The organism is Pedobacter hiemivivus (assembly GCF_004331685.1).
Lineage (GTDB): Bacteria > Bacteroidota > Bacteroidia > Sphingobacteriales > Sphingobacteriaceae > Pedobacter > Pedobacter hiemivivus.
Genome location: NZ_SJSM01000044.1, coordinates 1 through 14,623, shown reverse-complemented (window position 1 = coordinate 14,623; position 14,623 = coordinate 1). Strand labels below are relative to the sequence as shown.

Here is a 14,623-nt window from a genome sequence, read left to right as displayed (position 1 = left end):
CATTAAAGGGCGTAACCGCGTGCATCATATGGCTAATAAAGAACTCAAAAAACTATTCCATCTAAGTGCTTTAACGGTCATACAATACTACCCTGAGTTCAGGACGTATTATAACCGTAAAAAGGAAGAAGGCAAGCACCCAATGAGTATCTTAAATGCGATAAGAAATAAAATCGCACTAAGAGTAGTCGCTGTGGTGAACCACCAGAAACCTTATGTAAATAATCAATTAATTGCTGCATAATATTTTATAAAAAAAAAATAAAAAATACTTGTATGAATCATAACAATCATGCCGGGGAAGGCCGGTACCTCGCAATAGAAAAGCAAGTGAGAGATACCGGCCTTCGCCGGCATGACGAGTCGTATACAGCATGATTGTTATTACTGTTCCAGTTAATTTAAAACGAGGCTGGTTCAAGTTAATTTAAAACTACTTCAGCAATTCCGGGACCTTTTTGTTGTTCCCTACAATCCAAACAATATCTTCGTTTTCAAATACCATGTTCGAGTCCGGGTTCAATATGCGTTCCCCCTTACGCTCTATACCCACCACTAAGCCTTGCGTGGTTTCTCTAATGCCCGAACTCCGTATACTTTGTCCGTAAATTGGCGAATTGGCATTGACAACTACCTTTTGTAAGGTCATATCTTTTTTAGGGAAGCTAGCTTCTTCAGCAGTTTCATCCACACTACCTTGAAACAGTTCCTGAATCATGGCTAGTTGATTATCTGTTCCAATCACCAAAACCTTATCATTAGGATATAGCCTTTCATCCCTTCCCGGGGTAGGGATCATAATTTTACCACGCTCAATCAGGGCGATATTAACCCCATATTTCTCTCTGATCGACAACTCCATCAACGTTTGGCCAACTAATTTAGATTCTGGAGCTACGACTAATTCAGCAAGGTGGGTATCCCAAGGCAAAATTTCTGGTTGTGCATTTTGGGCTTCACGAGCATTTAAGTTTAATAGAAAGCGACTTTCCAGACGGTTGTAAAAACTCTGTAGTTTCCTCGAAAAGATAAACATTCCAAATATAATCAGTGCGACTGCAATAGCAATGGCGAACCAGTTATTATAAAATTGGAAGATTAAAAAACATACAAAGAAAATAGCTAGAGAAATCCGCAAGGTCTCTAATGCAACTAAAGGGCCTCTAGTGTATTTCTTATTGAGCCATAAATGAGAATAAGCCTTTTTTTCGATCCTTCTAATGGCTAGTGCCCATAAAAAAGGCGTCATAATAATTAAGGTAAGCACCAGACTAAGCACAATACCATTGTTACCCGGGATAAGACCGGTAATAAAGGGTTGTAAATATTTTGAACCTAAAACGGCAATCGAGGTCAGGATAACAGAGTGAATGATGGTGTTAAAAGTGTAGGACTTAAGCAGTACTTTCCAATCACTCAAGGTCGTAATACCAGCAGTACTTGAGCTATATCTATTTAACCCTTCTACCCATTTTTTAGGCAAATTCCGCTCTAAAAAGAAGTAAAACGGTTCTGATGCCTTGATCAAGTAAGGTGTGGTAAAAGTTGTAATTGCCGATACCGCTACTGCAATTGGGTACAGGAAGTCGCTGGTTACCTTTAGTGTTAGCCCCAGGGTAGCTATAATGAAAGAAAACTCCCCAATCTGGGCCAAACTTAAGCCTGTTTGTACCGATGTTTTAAGCGGCTGACCAGAAACCAAAGCACCCAGGCCAGAACTTAAAAACTTGCCCAGAATGGTTGCAAGCGTAATTACCAAAATAGGCATGGCATAGTCGACCAAAATACTTGGGTTGATCATCATACCTACCGACACGAAAAATATTGCGGCAAACAGATCTTTAACGGATTTAGTTAAGTGTTCAATGCGTTCTGCCTGTGTTGTTTCTGCTAGTATGGAGCCCATGATGAAAGCCCCAAGTGCTGGTGAAAATCCTACTTTAACAGCTAACAATACCATAATCAGACATAAAGCAATAGATACAATCAGCATAGTCTCATCGTTCATTAGTTTCTTTGTCGCCTTTAAAAAAGTAGGGACTAAGAATATACCGCCTATAAACCATAATACAAGGAAGAAAGACAGTTTCAAAATAGAAATAAGCATCTCTGCACCTGCAAATTGTTGACTTACTGCAAGGGTAGATAGTAATACCAATAATAAAATGGCTACCAAATCTTCTACAATCAATACCCCAAATACTAACCCCGCAAACTTCTTATGTTTTACACCAAGCTCTTCAAATGCGCGGATAATGATGGTTGTCGAGGAGACGGAGAGAATACCTCCTAAGAATATACTGTCCATTGTAGACCAGCCCATGGCCTTACCGGCTATGAAACCAATCAGCAGCATAAAGACGACCTCCACAATGGCGGTAATAGAGGCCGATCCGCCAACCTTTACCAGTTTCTTAAAACTAAATTCAAGTCCTAAGCTAAACAGTAAGAAGATAACGCCAATCTCTGCCCAGATGGTGATGCTTTCATTGTCAGTAACGGTGGGTATAAAATCGATATGCGGACCAACCAGTAGTCCGGCTAGAATATAGCCCAAAACCAATGGTTGTTTAATTTTTTTAAATAGAAGTGTAGTTATTCCTGCAGCGGCAAGTATTAAACCTAAATCAGTAATTAATACTGGTAAATGTATCATATAAACGTATATTTTTTATTGTGGTATAGTATTATGTTAAAATGTATTTAGCATAAGGTTTTTACCAAAAAACATGTTTGGGGTACAAATGGTCAAATATAAATGAGTAGCAACAGTGTGGAAATGAATTATAAATCTTAACAGTTAAAATCTGATATTGTTTAAAGCAACCTTGAATCTCGAAAGACAAAGGATAGTCGAAACCCGATTTTTTTATAGTAGAATGAATGAATGGGGCATCGTCAAAAAGAAACTTTTTAAAGGATGACGAGTGTTTTTTACTGGGTTGATAATGAAGTACTCTAGTTACAGTTTTTTCCTGCGTGCGCTTATTTTTTGTTGTGCCACATTCTTTTCCCGAAGCAAATTGCAGGGATGTTAGCTGTATAAAAAAAAGTATTATTACGCTAAAAAGACACCTCATTGCCGTAAATATAGCAAAAAAAGTGCCCTTTTGCTAATAAAAATGGCATGAAATTTAGGTTAAGGTAGTGTGTTGAAATACGCTAAAGTGTCTTCCTTATCTTTTTGTAATTGCACTTTAAGGGCTTCTAATCCGGTAAATTTAACATCGTCTCTTAAAAACTGAAGGAAGGTCATGGTGATATCCTGTCCATAAATTTCTTGATTGAAATCGAATATATTCACCTCAATATTCCGTGTCATACCATTGATTGTAGGCCTTTGACCAATGTATGCCATCCCTTTAAAGGGTTGTCCATCCATATCAACTGTTACCGCATAAATACCGTCAGAAGGGATTAATTTGTAGGTTTCTTCGATGAAAATGTTAGCAGTAGGGAAACCTATGGTCCTGCCAATTTTATCACCTTTAATTACTCTTCCAAACAAAGAAAAGTTGTAGCCCAAATACTTTGCTGCAAGTGCTACCTTACCGCTTAAAAGGGCACTACGTATTTTAGTAGAGCTTACCGCAACATCATTAATATCCTGCTCTGGGATCACCTCAATTTTGTAATCATAGGTTTTAGCTTCCGCTTCCAACTCAGGCATTCCGCCAGCTCTATCCTTACCAAAACGGTGGTCGTAACCCACAATCAGGTGTTTGATGCCGATGGTATCTACTAAGATATTTTTAATGTATTCTGAAGGACTCAGATTGGAAAAATCACGTGTAAATGGTGTAATGATCAAATGGTCTACACCTAAACCAGCCAAAATCTTGGCTTTCTCATTAATGGTGTTGATCATCTTTAGATCCTGGTTTTCTGGATCTATAATTAACCTTGGGTGCGGAAAAAAGGTAAGAATCACACTTTCACCACCCGTAGCTTTAGCAAGTTCACACAGTCTTTTAATAATTTTCTGATGCCCATAATGCACACCATCAAAAGTGCCAATGGTAACTACCGCATTATTTAATCTTTTAAACTCAGAAAAGTGATTGTATATTTTCATAAAATTAATGTAAGGCCGGGCGTTTTACCACACCTCCCTTTATATCAGCGATTTGCTGTTGTATGACGAATGCATCCGGGTCTATTTGCCTTATGGCAGTTTGTAGTTTGCCCATTTCCAGCTTAGTTACAACAGTATATAAAATGTCTATATCCTTTTTTTCACCGTAGCCACCTTCGCCTTTGTAAATGGTTACGCCCCGTTTCATCTGGTTAATGATGAATTTCTTAATCTGTACATTTTTCTCCGAAATTACAGTAACTCCAGTATATTGTTCGATTCCGTTTACAATATAATCTACCGTATTCGAGGCTGATAGATAAGTTAGAATTGCATAGAGTGCGGTATCAATACTTAGTAATATGGCAGCGAAGGAGAAGATGACAATGTTTAGGATCAGAATGATGTTTCCTACAGTAAGCGTGCTTTTTTTACTGATGTACAAGGCCAAAACCTCAGTTCCATCAATCACACAACCGCCTCGCATAGCTAAACCAATCCCGCCACCTAAAAATAACCCTCCAAAAAAGGCAATCAATAAAGGGTCATGGGTAATGGGTTTAAAAGGAGCTATAACTAATAAAATTGCTAATATTATTATGGCGACAGATGTTTTGATAGCAAAAACTTTACCGATTTGCCTGTAACCTAAAATAACAAAGGGGATGTTAATGATCACAATCAGGTAGGAAAGCTTAAGGCCTGTTACATTGCTGATCAATAGCGATATACCCGTTACCCCACCATCAATAAAACCACTTGGGAGCAAGAAACTTTTTAATCCAAAGCAAGCCGAAACAATGCCACATGTAATTAAAAACACGTTTTTCGCAAGGTTTAATTTCTTTGGTTTTATGTGCCCCCGCATAATTATGCTTTTTGTTCTCTAAGATAATCAACAAGATCCTTTACTTCGTAAGCATTTCCCAATAAAAAGTTACCACTTCTGGTACGTACCAGCTTAGATAAGTATGCACCATTGTTTAATTGCTTGCCAAAATCAGAAACCAGGGACCTGATGTAGGTACCTTTACTACATACAATTCTAAAATCTACTTCCGGTAATTCAATTCTGGTGATTTCAAAAACGGGAACGCTTACCTCACGCAAACGCAATTCAGGTTCTTCGCCTCTACGAGCTTTTACATACAGGCGCTCGCCATTTACCTTTACCGCAGAGTGTGCTGGTGGGTATTGCTGTATATCGCCCGTAAATGGAGCTGTAGCAGCATATATAGCTTCTTCAGTCAGTCCATCCAATGAAAACTCCTGGTCAACTACTGTTTCCATATCAAAAGATGGGGTAGTGGCGCCAAGTACCATTGTTCCGGTGTACTCTTTTTCTTCTGCCTGAAAGGTGTCTATCTGCTTGGTTAGTTTCCCTGTGCAAAGGATTAGCAATCCGGTAGCCAGAGGATCTAAAGTTCCTGCATGGCCAACTTTTAATTTCAGGGGCTTCAAGGAATTTCTAATCTTTCCTACCACATCAAAGCTAGTCCATTTATAGGGCTTGTTAATGAGTAGTAATTCTCCTTCCGCAAAATTAAATTCAGGAAATACTTTGTTTTTTAAAGGTTCTTCTTGTTGGTCTGTCATTACAATACATTCATTTCAACCCCTGAGTAGTAAAGTGCAATTAAAACTACACCTATTACTATCCTATACCAGCCAAAAATTCGAAATCCGTGTTTAGATAAAAAGCCAATAAACGATTTAATCGCTATAATGGCTACAATAAAAGCAATAAGGTTACCAAACAATAATAGTTTAACGTTTTCTGCATTTAGCAGGTGGTAGCCTTTCAATAATTTGTATCCCGTTGCTGCGCACATGGTAGGTACAGCGAGGAAAAAAGAAAATTCGGCTGCTACATGTCTGGTTAGCTTTTGTTGCATACCACCAATAATGGTAGCCGCGCTTCTGCTTAAACCTGGAAAAATAACCGCCAAAACCTGAAAACATCCAATTTTGAATGCAGTTATGTTGGTGATGTCCTTTTCGTTGTCAACCGTGTGGGTTTTAAATATCTTGTCTATAAATAGCAGCACAAAGCCACCGAGCAACAGTACTACAGCAATAAAAAGAGGATCGCCTAAAGTCTTGTCTATAAAATCGTTTAATAAAAAGCCAAAAAATAGAGCTGGAATAACCGCGATAATCAGTTTCACATAAAACTGCCACTTACTAAAATCAAAGAATTTCTTCCAGTAAAGGACAACCACCGCTAAAATGGCACCTAGCTGGATGGCAACTTCAAACAATTTTACAAAATCATCCTTACCAATTCCCATAAAGGAACTGGCAATTACCATATGGCCGGTTGATGAAACAGGTAGAAATTCGGTTAATCCTTCAATTACGGCCAGAATAAAAGCCTGCAAATAATTCATCAGATATGCTTACTTTTTTAAAATGGCATAAACGCCAAAGCCAAAGCCAAACAAAACCACCATAGGGGCAAGTAAGGTTTTTCTGAAGTCATAAATGTCTGTCGTTCCGATCATCAGGATAAAGCCAAGTGCTACGATCGCAATGCTGATCAATAACAACTGATAGTTTTTTTTAGTGAAAACAAGTTCACTTTTGCTGCCCTGAGTTGCAGGGGAAGATTTTTTCTCGATCATTATCTGTAAAGGTCGTAAATTTTTAAGTTTAAATATTTGCTCACTGCAAATGAAGTGCTGATGGCTGTTATAAAAACGCCTACGCCAATCAGACTAGCCAGTACAATTCCAAACTCCGTGTAGTTCCTTAAAATAATCATTTCAGGAATTTCCTTTTGCGCATAGAACAAGATACCGAGTAAAATTAAAATAGCTATGAAAGCAGCAATTAAACCGTGTAAGGCTGCAATCAAAATAAAAGGCTTGCGTATAAAGTTTCTGGTTGCACCAACCAATTGCATACTTTTAATCAAAAAGCGCTGTGAATAAATCGCCAGTCTAATGGTGTTGTTAATTAATGCCACAGAAATGATAAGTAATATCACTGCAAAGCCCAAAATGATTAAACCAATAGTATTGATGTTCTTGTTTACCATATCAATTAATGAGCTCTGATAAATGACTTCTTTTACGATTGGATTTTTAGCAATGCTTGCTTTTAATGCATCAATGCTTTTATTGTTCGCATAATCTGCTTTTAAATACACATCAATGGTAGACAGGAGTGGGTTATAGCCCAGGAAGTTTACAAAATCTTCACCCAAATCGTTGGTTAAGTTTCTGGCTGCCATTTCTTTATTTACGTATACCGTACTTTTAATGGATTGATTTGCATTCAGTTCTTTCTGAAATTGCAAGACTTCAGTCTCCTTTGCACCTTCATCTACAATAATGTTGAGTACAATATTCTCTTTTACGTAATTAGAAAGGTTCTTGGCATGTACTAGTATTAATCCAAGCATACCCAACATCAATAAAACAAGGGCAATACTGAATATTGTAGATATATATATGGTTTTTGTCTTCTTAGAAGCATCACTCACTTCAAATTCTTCCATGTAATTGTATTTATGTTCTGCGAAAATAAAAAATATAAGTAACTAATGTACAAAGCTAGAACGTATTTTAATTAGAATATATTTTCTTTTCCATGGATCGCTGCTCGTTTATTAGCAATAAAACCCTCCTTGTGTAACATTCTTGTACCAAAGCAAACTTTTCTGCGTTATTATCATTATGAAATTCCTATTAAAAACCTTTAAAATCATTTACCAAATGAAAAAACAAATTACTTTCGCCGTCGCTCTATTATTGATTATTGCAAGCATAACCAGTTGCAAGAAAGATGAAGGAACCAAACTTAGAGATAATGTAGTAGGCCGTTGGCAGGTTGCCAAAGTGGAAACTACTGTTGCGGGCTCCACAACGGTCACTTATACGGGTGGGCCGACAGATTATTTTGAATTTCGTAACAATGAAGCTAATGAAGTGGTGATCAGTTTTAATGGGATTAACACCACAGGGATTTATTATGTTCTGGTTGGTGAGCATATCAACATCACCTATAACGGTAAATTGCGGGTTGCACAGATTACTACCGGTACTGCCAATAAACTCGAATTCACTGCAAATGTAGAAGGGGCTACACCGCAGACCACCGAAAAATATTACCTAACCAGGTAGAAGATTTTACATAATGAAACCTTCGGGGCTGTTTGGAGTATTTCAGGCAGCCCTTTTTTGTCAAGTTAAAAATCCTTTATATTTGCCTTAGGCCTGAATCCTAAAATGATCAGCAGGCATAACATGATTAAGCAAACAAGGCCTGTATTCGTTTTCCGTAGTATTTTAAAATGGGTGTGTTTAATCCTTATCATTGGCCTGGCTGCAGGAACCTTATCTGCATTTTTTTTAACGACTCTAAATCTTGTCACTTCTTTCAGAGATCAGCATACCTGGTTACTATACTTTTTACCTTTTGCGGGTTTTGTGATTGGGCTCTTGTACCATCTTAGCGGAAAAGAGGTAGAGCGGGGCAATAACCTTGTATTTGATACGGTACATAATCCTAAGGATGTTATCCCATTTAAAATGGTGCCTTTAGTACTTACCGGAACTCTCGTTACGCATTTGTTCGGTGGATCAGCAGGTAGGGAAGGTACCGCTTTGCAAATGGCTGCGGCTACTGCAGATCAATTGCATCAGCCATTTAAACTCAATGCCCAAGATCGGGGGATATTGTTGATTGCGGGCTTAAGTGCGGGCTTTGCCTCAGTTTTTGGTACTCCTTTGGCGGGGATTATCTTTGGAATGGAAGTTCTTTTGCTGGCCAAAATCCCGTTGAAAGCTATATTTCCAGCTGTCGCGACCGCCTTTATCGGGGCCTATGTAACCGAGCTATGGGGAGTGGGGCATACACATTATCATATCAGTTATATTGAGCCACTCTCTTTAAGAACTTTGATGTATAGCGGATTGGCCGGAGTAGCATTTGGAGTAGCTGCAATTTTGTTTGTAAGGCTAACTGATGGTTTATCGCATTTGTTTAAGAAAATTAGTTATGCTCCTTTACGACCATTGATAGGTGGCGTTATTGTAACCTTACTGTTTTTAATACCCGGAACCTATAAGTATGCCGGACTGGGAATCCCGACCATTTTGGAGTCCTTTAATTCAGCTTCGCAAACTCAGGATTTTGCGCTTAAAATATTATTTACAGCAATTACCCTTGGCGCAGGTTTTAAAGGAGGTGAAGTTACTCCGCTTTTTTTTATCGGGGCAACCTTAGGGAGTATGTTGTCGCTTTTTCTCCCGCTTCCTGTTGGCTTATTGGCCGGAATGGGCTTTGTTGCCGTCTTTGCTGGTGCCGCCAAAACGCCGCTGGCTTGCTGCGTAATGGCTATGGAACTGTTTGGTATTTCATGTGGAATATATGTAACTATAGCTTGCCTCGTTGCTTACTTTATTTCGGGCCGACATAGCATTTACAATGCAACCGAAAATAAGGATCCACGACACTTCTTATTTGGTAAAATCAAGTATTTCTATTTTAGCAAAACCTAACTAAAAGGCTATTTTGTAAAAGCGTTTCGCTAACTACCTTTATTTCTTTATTTTCGCGCTATAAAAGGAATAGCATTAATGGATTACCAATTTAAAGAAATAGAGCAAAAGTGGCAAAAATTCTGGGCTCAGAATCAAACGTTTAAGGCAGAAACTGATTCTGCTAAACCTAAATATTATGTGCTCGATATGTTTCCATATCCCTCAGGAGCTGGGTTACATGTTGGTCATCCACTAGGCTATATTGCTTCTGATATATTCTCGAGGTATAAAAGACTAAAGGGCTTTAATGTGTTGCATCCAATGGGATATGATTCTTTCGGTTTACCGGCAGAGCAGTATGCCATCCAAACAGGACAACACCCAGCTATAACTACTGAGGCTAATATCAATACTTATCGTAAGCAATTGGACGCAATCGGCTTCTCTTTTGATTGGAGTAGAGAGATTCGTACAAGTGACCCGACTTACTATAAATGGACACAGTGGATCTTTATGCAATTGTTTAATTCATGGTATAACCTTGAAACTGACCGTGCAGAAGATATTACTACACTGATCGAAAAATTCAATGGATCGGGTAGTGCTGATGTTAAAGCCGTTTGCGATGAAGATGTAAAAAACTTTATGCCGAGTGACTGGGCAACTATGACTCCTCGTGAAAAACAACAGGAGCTTCTAAAATACCGGTTAACTTATTTAAAAGAAAGCACTGTAAACTGGTGTGCGGCTTTAGGTACTGTTCTAGCTAATGATGAAATAAAAGACGGTTTCTCTGAACGTGGTGGTCACCCGGTTGAGCAGAAAAAAATGATGCAATGGAGTATGCGTATTTCTGCCTATGCTGAGCGCTTGTTGCAGGGATTGAATACGATCGACTGGCCAGAACCCGTTAAAGAAATGCAACGCAACTGGATTGGTAAAAGTGTTGGGGCAAGTGTAAGATTTACTATTGAGAAATCGGCAGAGCTTGAATCTCAAATCTCAGCGCTCAAAGACGATTATATTGAAGTTTTTACCACACGTGTGGATACCATATTTGGCGTTTCTTACCTGGTGCTTGCGCCAGAGCATGAGTTAGTTGCTCAATTAACGACAGCTGCACAACAAAACGACATCAATAATTATATTGCTCAAACCAAGAAAAAATCAGAGCTTGATCGTATGGCGGATACTAAAACGGTATCAGGTGCTTTTACAGGAAGCTATGTGGTTAACCCGGTGAGTGGCGAGCGTATCCAACTTTGGATAGCGGATTACGTATTGGCCGGTTATGGTACAGGAGCCGTAATGGGTGTGCCAAGTGGCGATCAACGCGATTGGTTGTTTGCTACCCATTTTAACTTGCCAATTGTACAAATTCTGGATGCTCAGCAAGACATCGAACATCAGGCTGACGCAACCAAAGAAGGAAAATATATCAATTCCGGTTTTATTAATGGAATGAACTATACTGAGGCTACTGCAACTTTAAATGCATGGCTGGAAGAAAAAGAAGTTGGTAAGGCTAAGATCAATTACCGAATGCGTGATGCTATTTTTGGTCGCCAGCGCTATTGGGGAGAGCCAATCCCTGTGTATTTTGATTTTGGTGTACCTTATTTGATTAAAGAGTCTGAACTGCCTTTAAGATTGCCAGAAATTGACAAGTATTTACCGACTGAAACGGGTGAACCACCACTGGGTAGGGCCGAAGGCTGGAGCTATAATCATGATCATGCATACGAATTGAGCACCATGCCAGGATGGGCAGGCTCTAGCTGGTACTGGTATCGCTATATGGATGCCGATAACTTCTCGGACTTTGCAAGTGAAGAAGCTATTGAATACTGGAAAGATGTGGACTTGTACATTGGTGGGTCAGAACATGCTACAGGTCACCTTTTGTATAGCCGTTTCTGGAACAAGTTCCTGAAAGATATGGGACATGTGAAGGAAGAAGAGCCTTTCAAAAAGCTGATCAACCAAGGGATGATCCAAGGCCGAAGTAATTTTGTGTACCGCGTGGTTGATGAAGAGGGAAGAGGTACAAATACTCTGGTTTCTTATGGTTTAAGAAAAGACTATAAAACTTCGGCATTGCATGTTGATGTAAATATTGTTGACAATGAGGTTTTAGATATCGAGAAATTTAAGTTGTTCAGACCTGAGTTTGCCAATGCTGAGTTTATTCTGGAAAACGGTAAATACATCTGTGGTGTAGAAGTTGAAAAGATGTCTAAATCTAAATTCAACGTAGTTAACCCTGATGTTTTGATCGAAAGCTACGGTGCCGATACTTTACGTATGTACGAAATGTTTTTAGGCCCGTTAGAGCAGAGCAAACCTTGGAATACCAATGGTATTGAAGGTGTGTTTAAATTCTTGCGTAAGTTCTGGCGTTTGTTCCACAATGAAAACTGGACATTCCATGTAACGGATTCTGTACCTACTAAAGCCGAATTAAAGGCTTTGCATAAGATCATCAAAAAAGTACAGGATGATGTGGAACGTTTCTCGTTCAATACTTCTGTTTCGAGCTTTATGATTGCTGTAAATGAGCTAACTGATCTGAAATGTAAAAACCGTCAGGTATTGGAGGATCTTGTTATTGTACTTTCTCCTTATGCTCCGCATATTTGTGAGGAGCTTTGGGTACAATTAGGTCATGAAGAAGGTAGCTTATCATATACTGCTTATCCAACTTTTAATCCAGCGCATCTGGTAGAGGATGAGTTTAGTTACCCAGTTTCAATAAACGGTAAAACGCGTTTGAATTTGAATCTAAGCCTTACTTTAGAGGTTAAGGAGATTGAAGAAACGGTACTAGCTAACGAAGATGTACAGAAGTACCTGGAAGGCAAGACACCGAAAAAGGTGATTGTTGTGAAGGGTAGAATTGTGAATATTGTAATATAAAATAATACTTCTTGTGAAAAGCTTCTAGTGAAAACTAGGAGCTTTTTTCGTAAAATTCCACACAATTATTTGGTTATAAAGTGGCTATTTCTTCTATAGTGAATCCAGTGGTTTTTGATATGATACTTAATGAAATATTTTCATTTTTTAATTTGATGGCCACTTCTTTACGCCCCTTTTCAAGTCCTTCTTCAAGTCCTATTTCAATCCCTTCTTCACGTCCTTCTTCAAGTCCCATTTTAAGCCCGATTTTTTGTGCTTCTTCTTTCGCATACTCCATCACGCTAAAGTAATCACGTTCTATTTTTAATCTTTGATTGTATTCGCACATTTCTTCTCGCGTTAAATTGCCAAGTTCAGCAAGCTCAAATACTTTTTCGTATTCTGTGTTGCCTACCAAAGATAGCGGTATTTCAGATAATTTTTCCAGGTTATTTAAGATGTAAAGCCACTCATCCAGTTTACTTTCCAACTCTGTTTCCAGTTTTTTAAATTTAGGCATTTCTATAAAAGTGTACGACAACTTTGAATAAAATTCCTGGTGCGTATTGTTGTCCATTAGCCTAATATCATGTATAAAATGATCTGGATGACTATCATCGAAATTAAAATTCATGATCCCTATAAAGAATATTTCAGGCATCTCATAACCCCAATTTGCAGCTACACCGATGCCCTGCTCCTGAATCAGATTTGCTGTATAAAAAATACTTCGGTCTTTAAAGTTTTTAGGTTTTGCTTTCTGCATTTCGACCATAAATTTCTCCCCCTTATCGCCAGTACAGTGTAAATCCAATACAGTCTTCCTATAATCGATGCCGGAACCTTTAAACTCGATATTATTATACTGAATATCAACAATTACTTTCCTTCCTTTTAGCACCTGATTGATGAAGCTGATTAGCAGATTCTTATTGGGTGCTTTACCAAAAATGTGTTTAAATCCAAAGTCAGAATAAGGATCAATAAAGCGTGTAATTTCTTTTTTGTTTACTGGATCGGTCTTGCTGTCTGTTTCTTCGCTCATTTCCTCTGATTATTTAAGCAAACCTCCCGAGATAATTCATGATAAATCTTATCGAGCTGGAATTTGATTGAAAACGCAGTCTGATCGTGATTTGTCAAAATAAAATCGCGTAAAGTGGTAGAGAAATGAGCCCAGGCCAAATTTAATAATCCCGTTGTGTTTCGTTCTGGTTCTATTCTAAGGCAACTTAATTTACGGTGTATTAACGGATATTAACCGGACACTACTCGGCTCCACCCGGGTAGTGTCCGAGTAATGTCCGAGTAACGTCCGGGTAATGTCCGGGTTTATACGGGCATCAGTACGGTTAACTATAAAGCAACTTTCCTTAAACGGTTCTGGTTTTTTAAGTTTTAAAAGATTAGTTTTTCTTTTTAGTATAGCTTTGGCAAATATTATATCCAGGTTCATCGATTTAAATCAACGAACCTAGGCGAAACAACTAAACCAATTAGGTTGGCTTTTTTAATTCATCATTAACGATGTTAGCTGCCAGAATCAGCGTATGAAGGTATTCGTAATAAGCGATCAGATTAGCACGTTCTGCATTAGGTAATATGCGGCGGCTCTTGGTATAAAAACTTTGTTGGATCATTCTCCAGAGATATTCAAGACTATCATCAAGTGGATAGATATCAAAAAAATCTTTTAATGTAGTTTTCACGAACGCGTTAAGCTCAGCTTTGGTTCCTGATGGTCTTTTGTGTAAAAATTGGTCGGGTGTATACATATGCTCATTTTTAAGTTTCAAAAAAATGAGTCTCTTGGGGATTTATAGAAAGCTCTGGTGGGTTTTATCGGATAAAACGAAAAGTGTACTATAGTTACTGTTGCACAACATTAATTCCGTGATAGATATTATAGGCTCCAAAGTACAGGATATTTCATTTCATAATGGTTATTCGGCCTTTTTACTTTTCAGATTAAAGGTTAGCTCCAAAACACGCCATTAATGCGTAATATGTCCTTCATAAAGGTATTCAAATCATGCCAGTAGCTATTGACATTATATTCGTGGACTTTTATCGCCACTGCTGCATTTTTTTTAAGTTTTACAGCATTTGCTTTTACAAGCTTTTTTATATTGTATGCCACAGCAGCCATAATCATACATTT

General features: G+C 38.3%; 13 protein-coding genes and 1 pseudogene. 4 read left to right on the top strand and 10 right to left on the bottom strand.

The window, feature by feature from the left end; genetic code table 11:
* A pseudogene (locus EZ444_RS26825) lies at positions 1 to 244 on the top strand (hypothetical protein); the annotation flags it as partial.
* A 189-nt stretch (positions 245 to 433) separates the two neighbouring features.
* Here EZ444_RS26825 and EZ444_RS26820 read toward each other — a convergent pair.
* The 7 genes from EZ444_RS26820 to EZ444_RS26790 all read right to left on the bottom strand — a co-directional run bounded on the left by EZ444_RS26820 (position 434) and on the right by EZ444_RS26790 (position 7,577).
* A complete protein-coding gene (locus tag EZ444_RS26820) occupies positions 434 to 2,656 on the bottom strand; it encodes a cation:proton antiporter domain-containing protein (RefSeq protein ID WP_131612980.1) in 2,223 nt (740 codons plus the stop codon).
* Between the two features lie 483 nt (positions 2,657 to 3,139).
* On the bottom strand, positions 3,140 to 4,075 hold the full coding sequence (locus EZ444_RS26815; RefSeq protein ID WP_131612979.1) for a bifunctional riboflavin kinase/FAD synthetase: 936 nt from the start codon (positions 4,073 to 4,075) through the stop codon (positions 3,140 to 3,142).
* A gap of 4 nt (positions 4,076 to 4,079) precedes the next feature.
* Positions 4,080 to 4,943: a YitT family protein gene (locus EZ444_RS26810; protein ID WP_131612978.1), complete on the bottom strand. Its 864-nt coding sequence runs from the start codon at positions 4,941 to 4,943 to the stop codon at positions 4,080 to 4,082.
* A 2-nt stretch (positions 4,944 to 4,945) separates the two neighbouring features.
* Positions 4,946 to 5,671 (bottom strand): tRNA pseudouridine(55) synthase TruB, encoded by a 726-nt coding sequence (gene truB, locus EZ444_RS26805; RefSeq protein WP_131612977.1) that lies wholly within the window; start codon positions 5,669 to 5,671, stop codon positions 4,946 to 4,948.
* Positions 5,671 to 6,465, bottom strand: a complete 795-nt coding sequence (locus EZ444_RS26800) for an undecaprenyl-diphosphate phosphatase (RefSeq protein WP_131612976.1) — start codon at positions 6,463 to 6,465, stop codon at positions 5,671 to 5,673. Before EZ444_RS26800 ends, truB begins: the two co-directional genes overlap by 1 nt.
* Before the next feature lie 9 nt (positions 6,466 to 6,474).
* Complete coding sequence (locus EZ444_RS26795; protein WP_131612975.1) at positions 6,475 to 6,699, bottom strand: DUF3098 domain-containing protein; 225 nt, start codon at positions 6,697 to 6,699, stop codon at positions 6,475 to 6,477.
* Positions 6,699 to 7,577: a cell division protein FtsX gene (locus EZ444_RS26790; protein ID WP_131612974.1), complete on the bottom strand. Its 879-nt coding sequence runs from the start codon at positions 7,575 to 7,577 to the stop codon at positions 6,699 to 6,701. The genes EZ444_RS26795 and EZ444_RS26790 overlap by 1 nt, the downstream gene beginning before the upstream one ends.
* 217 nt (positions 7,578 to 7,794) lie before the next feature.
* Here EZ444_RS26790 and EZ444_RS26785 point away from each other — a divergent pair, with 217 nt between their 5' ends.
* The 3 genes from EZ444_RS26785 (at position 7,795) to leuS (ending at position 12,480) form a co-directional block, all read left to right on the top strand.
* Positions 7,795 to 8,202 (top strand): hypothetical protein, encoded by a 408-nt coding sequence (locus EZ444_RS26785; protein ID WP_131612973.1) that lies wholly within the window; start codon positions 7,795 to 7,797, stop codon positions 8,200 to 8,202.
* Positions 8,203 to 8,325: 123 nt separating this feature from the next.
* Positions 8,326 to 9,582 (top strand): voltage-gated chloride channel family protein, encoded by a 1,257-nt coding sequence (locus EZ444_RS26780; RefSeq protein ID WP_131612972.1) that lies wholly within the window; start codon positions 8,326 to 8,328, stop codon positions 9,580 to 9,582.
* Positions 9,583 to 9,660: 78 nt separating this feature from the next.
* Positions 9,661 to 12,480: a leucine--tRNA ligase gene (leuS, locus tag EZ444_RS26775; protein WP_131612971.1), complete on the top strand. Its 2,820-nt coding sequence runs from the start codon at positions 9,661 to 9,663 to the stop codon at positions 12,478 to 12,480.
* A gap of 73 nt (positions 12,481 to 12,553) precedes the next feature.
* Here the strand turns inward: leuS and EZ444_RS26770 are convergent, their stop codons facing one another.
* From EZ444_RS26770 to EZ444_RS27540, 3 genes are all read right to left on the bottom strand, one after another.
* Complete coding sequence (locus EZ444_RS26770; protein ID WP_131612970.1) at positions 12,554 to 13,507, bottom strand: Rpn family recombination-promoting nuclease/putative transposase; 954 nt, start codon at positions 13,505 to 13,507, stop codon at positions 12,554 to 12,556.
* Between the two features lie 451 nt (positions 13,508 to 13,958).
* Entirely contained in the window at positions 13,959 to 14,237 is a 279-nt protein-coding gene (locus EZ444_RS26765) for a hypothetical protein (RefSeq protein WP_131612969.1), read from the bottom strand.
* 200 nt (positions 14,238 to 14,437) lie between these two features.
* Positions 14,438 to 14,623 (bottom strand): hypothetical protein (locus tag EZ444_RS27540; protein WP_205945356.1); only part of this gene is annotated, 186 nt, incomplete at its 5' end.

What these genes read in the sequence shown, in the direction of transcription:
- EZ444_RS26820 (WP_131612980.1), bottom strand. Translation starts at nt 2,656, where the DNA reads ATGATACATTTACCAGTATTAATTACTGATTTAGGTTTAATACTTGCC.
- EZ444_RS26815 (WP_131612979.1), bottom strand. Translation starts at nt 4,075, where the DNA reads ATGAAAATATACAATCACTTTTCTGAGTTTAAAAGATTAAATAATGCG.
- EZ444_RS26810 (WP_131612978.1), bottom strand. Translation starts at nt 4,943, where the DNA reads ATGCGGGGGCACATAAAACCAAAGAAATTAAACCTTGCGAAAAACGTG.
- truB (WP_131612977.1), bottom strand. Translation starts at nt 5,671, where the DNA reads ATGACAGACCAACAAGAAGAACCTTTAAAAAACAAAGTATTTCCTGAA.
- EZ444_RS26800 (WP_131612976.1), bottom strand. Translation starts at nt 6,465, where the DNA reads ATGAATTATTTGCAGGCTTTTATTCTGGCCGTAATTGAAGGATTAACC.
- EZ444_RS26795 (WP_131612975.1), bottom strand. Translation starts at nt 6,699, where the DNA reads ATGATCGAGAAAAAATCTTCCCCTGCAACTCAGGGCAGCAAAAGTGAA.
- EZ444_RS26790 (WP_131612974.1), bottom strand. Translation starts at nt 7,577, where the DNA reads ATGGAAGAATTTGAAGTGAGTGATGCTTCTAAGAAGACAAAAACCATA.
- EZ444_RS26785 (WP_131612973.1), top strand. Translation starts at nt 7,795, where the DNA reads ATGAAAAAACAAATTACTTTCGCCGTCGCTCTATTATTGATTATTGCA.
- EZ444_RS26780 (WP_131612972.1), top strand. Translation starts at nt 8,326, where the DNA reads ATGATTAAGCAAACAAGGCCTGTATTCGTTTTCCGTAGTATTTTAAAA.
- leuS (WP_131612971.1), top strand. Translation starts at nt 9,661, where the DNA reads ATGGATTACCAATTTAAAGAAATAGAGCAAAAGTGGCAAAAATTCTGG.
- EZ444_RS26770 (WP_131612970.1), bottom strand. Translation starts at nt 13,507, where the DNA reads ATGAGCGAAGAAACAGACAGCAAGACCGATCCAGTAAACAAAAAAGAA.
- EZ444_RS26765 (WP_131612969.1), bottom strand. Translation starts at nt 14,237, where the DNA reads ATGTATACACCCGACCAATTTTTACACAAAAGACCATCAGGAACCAAA.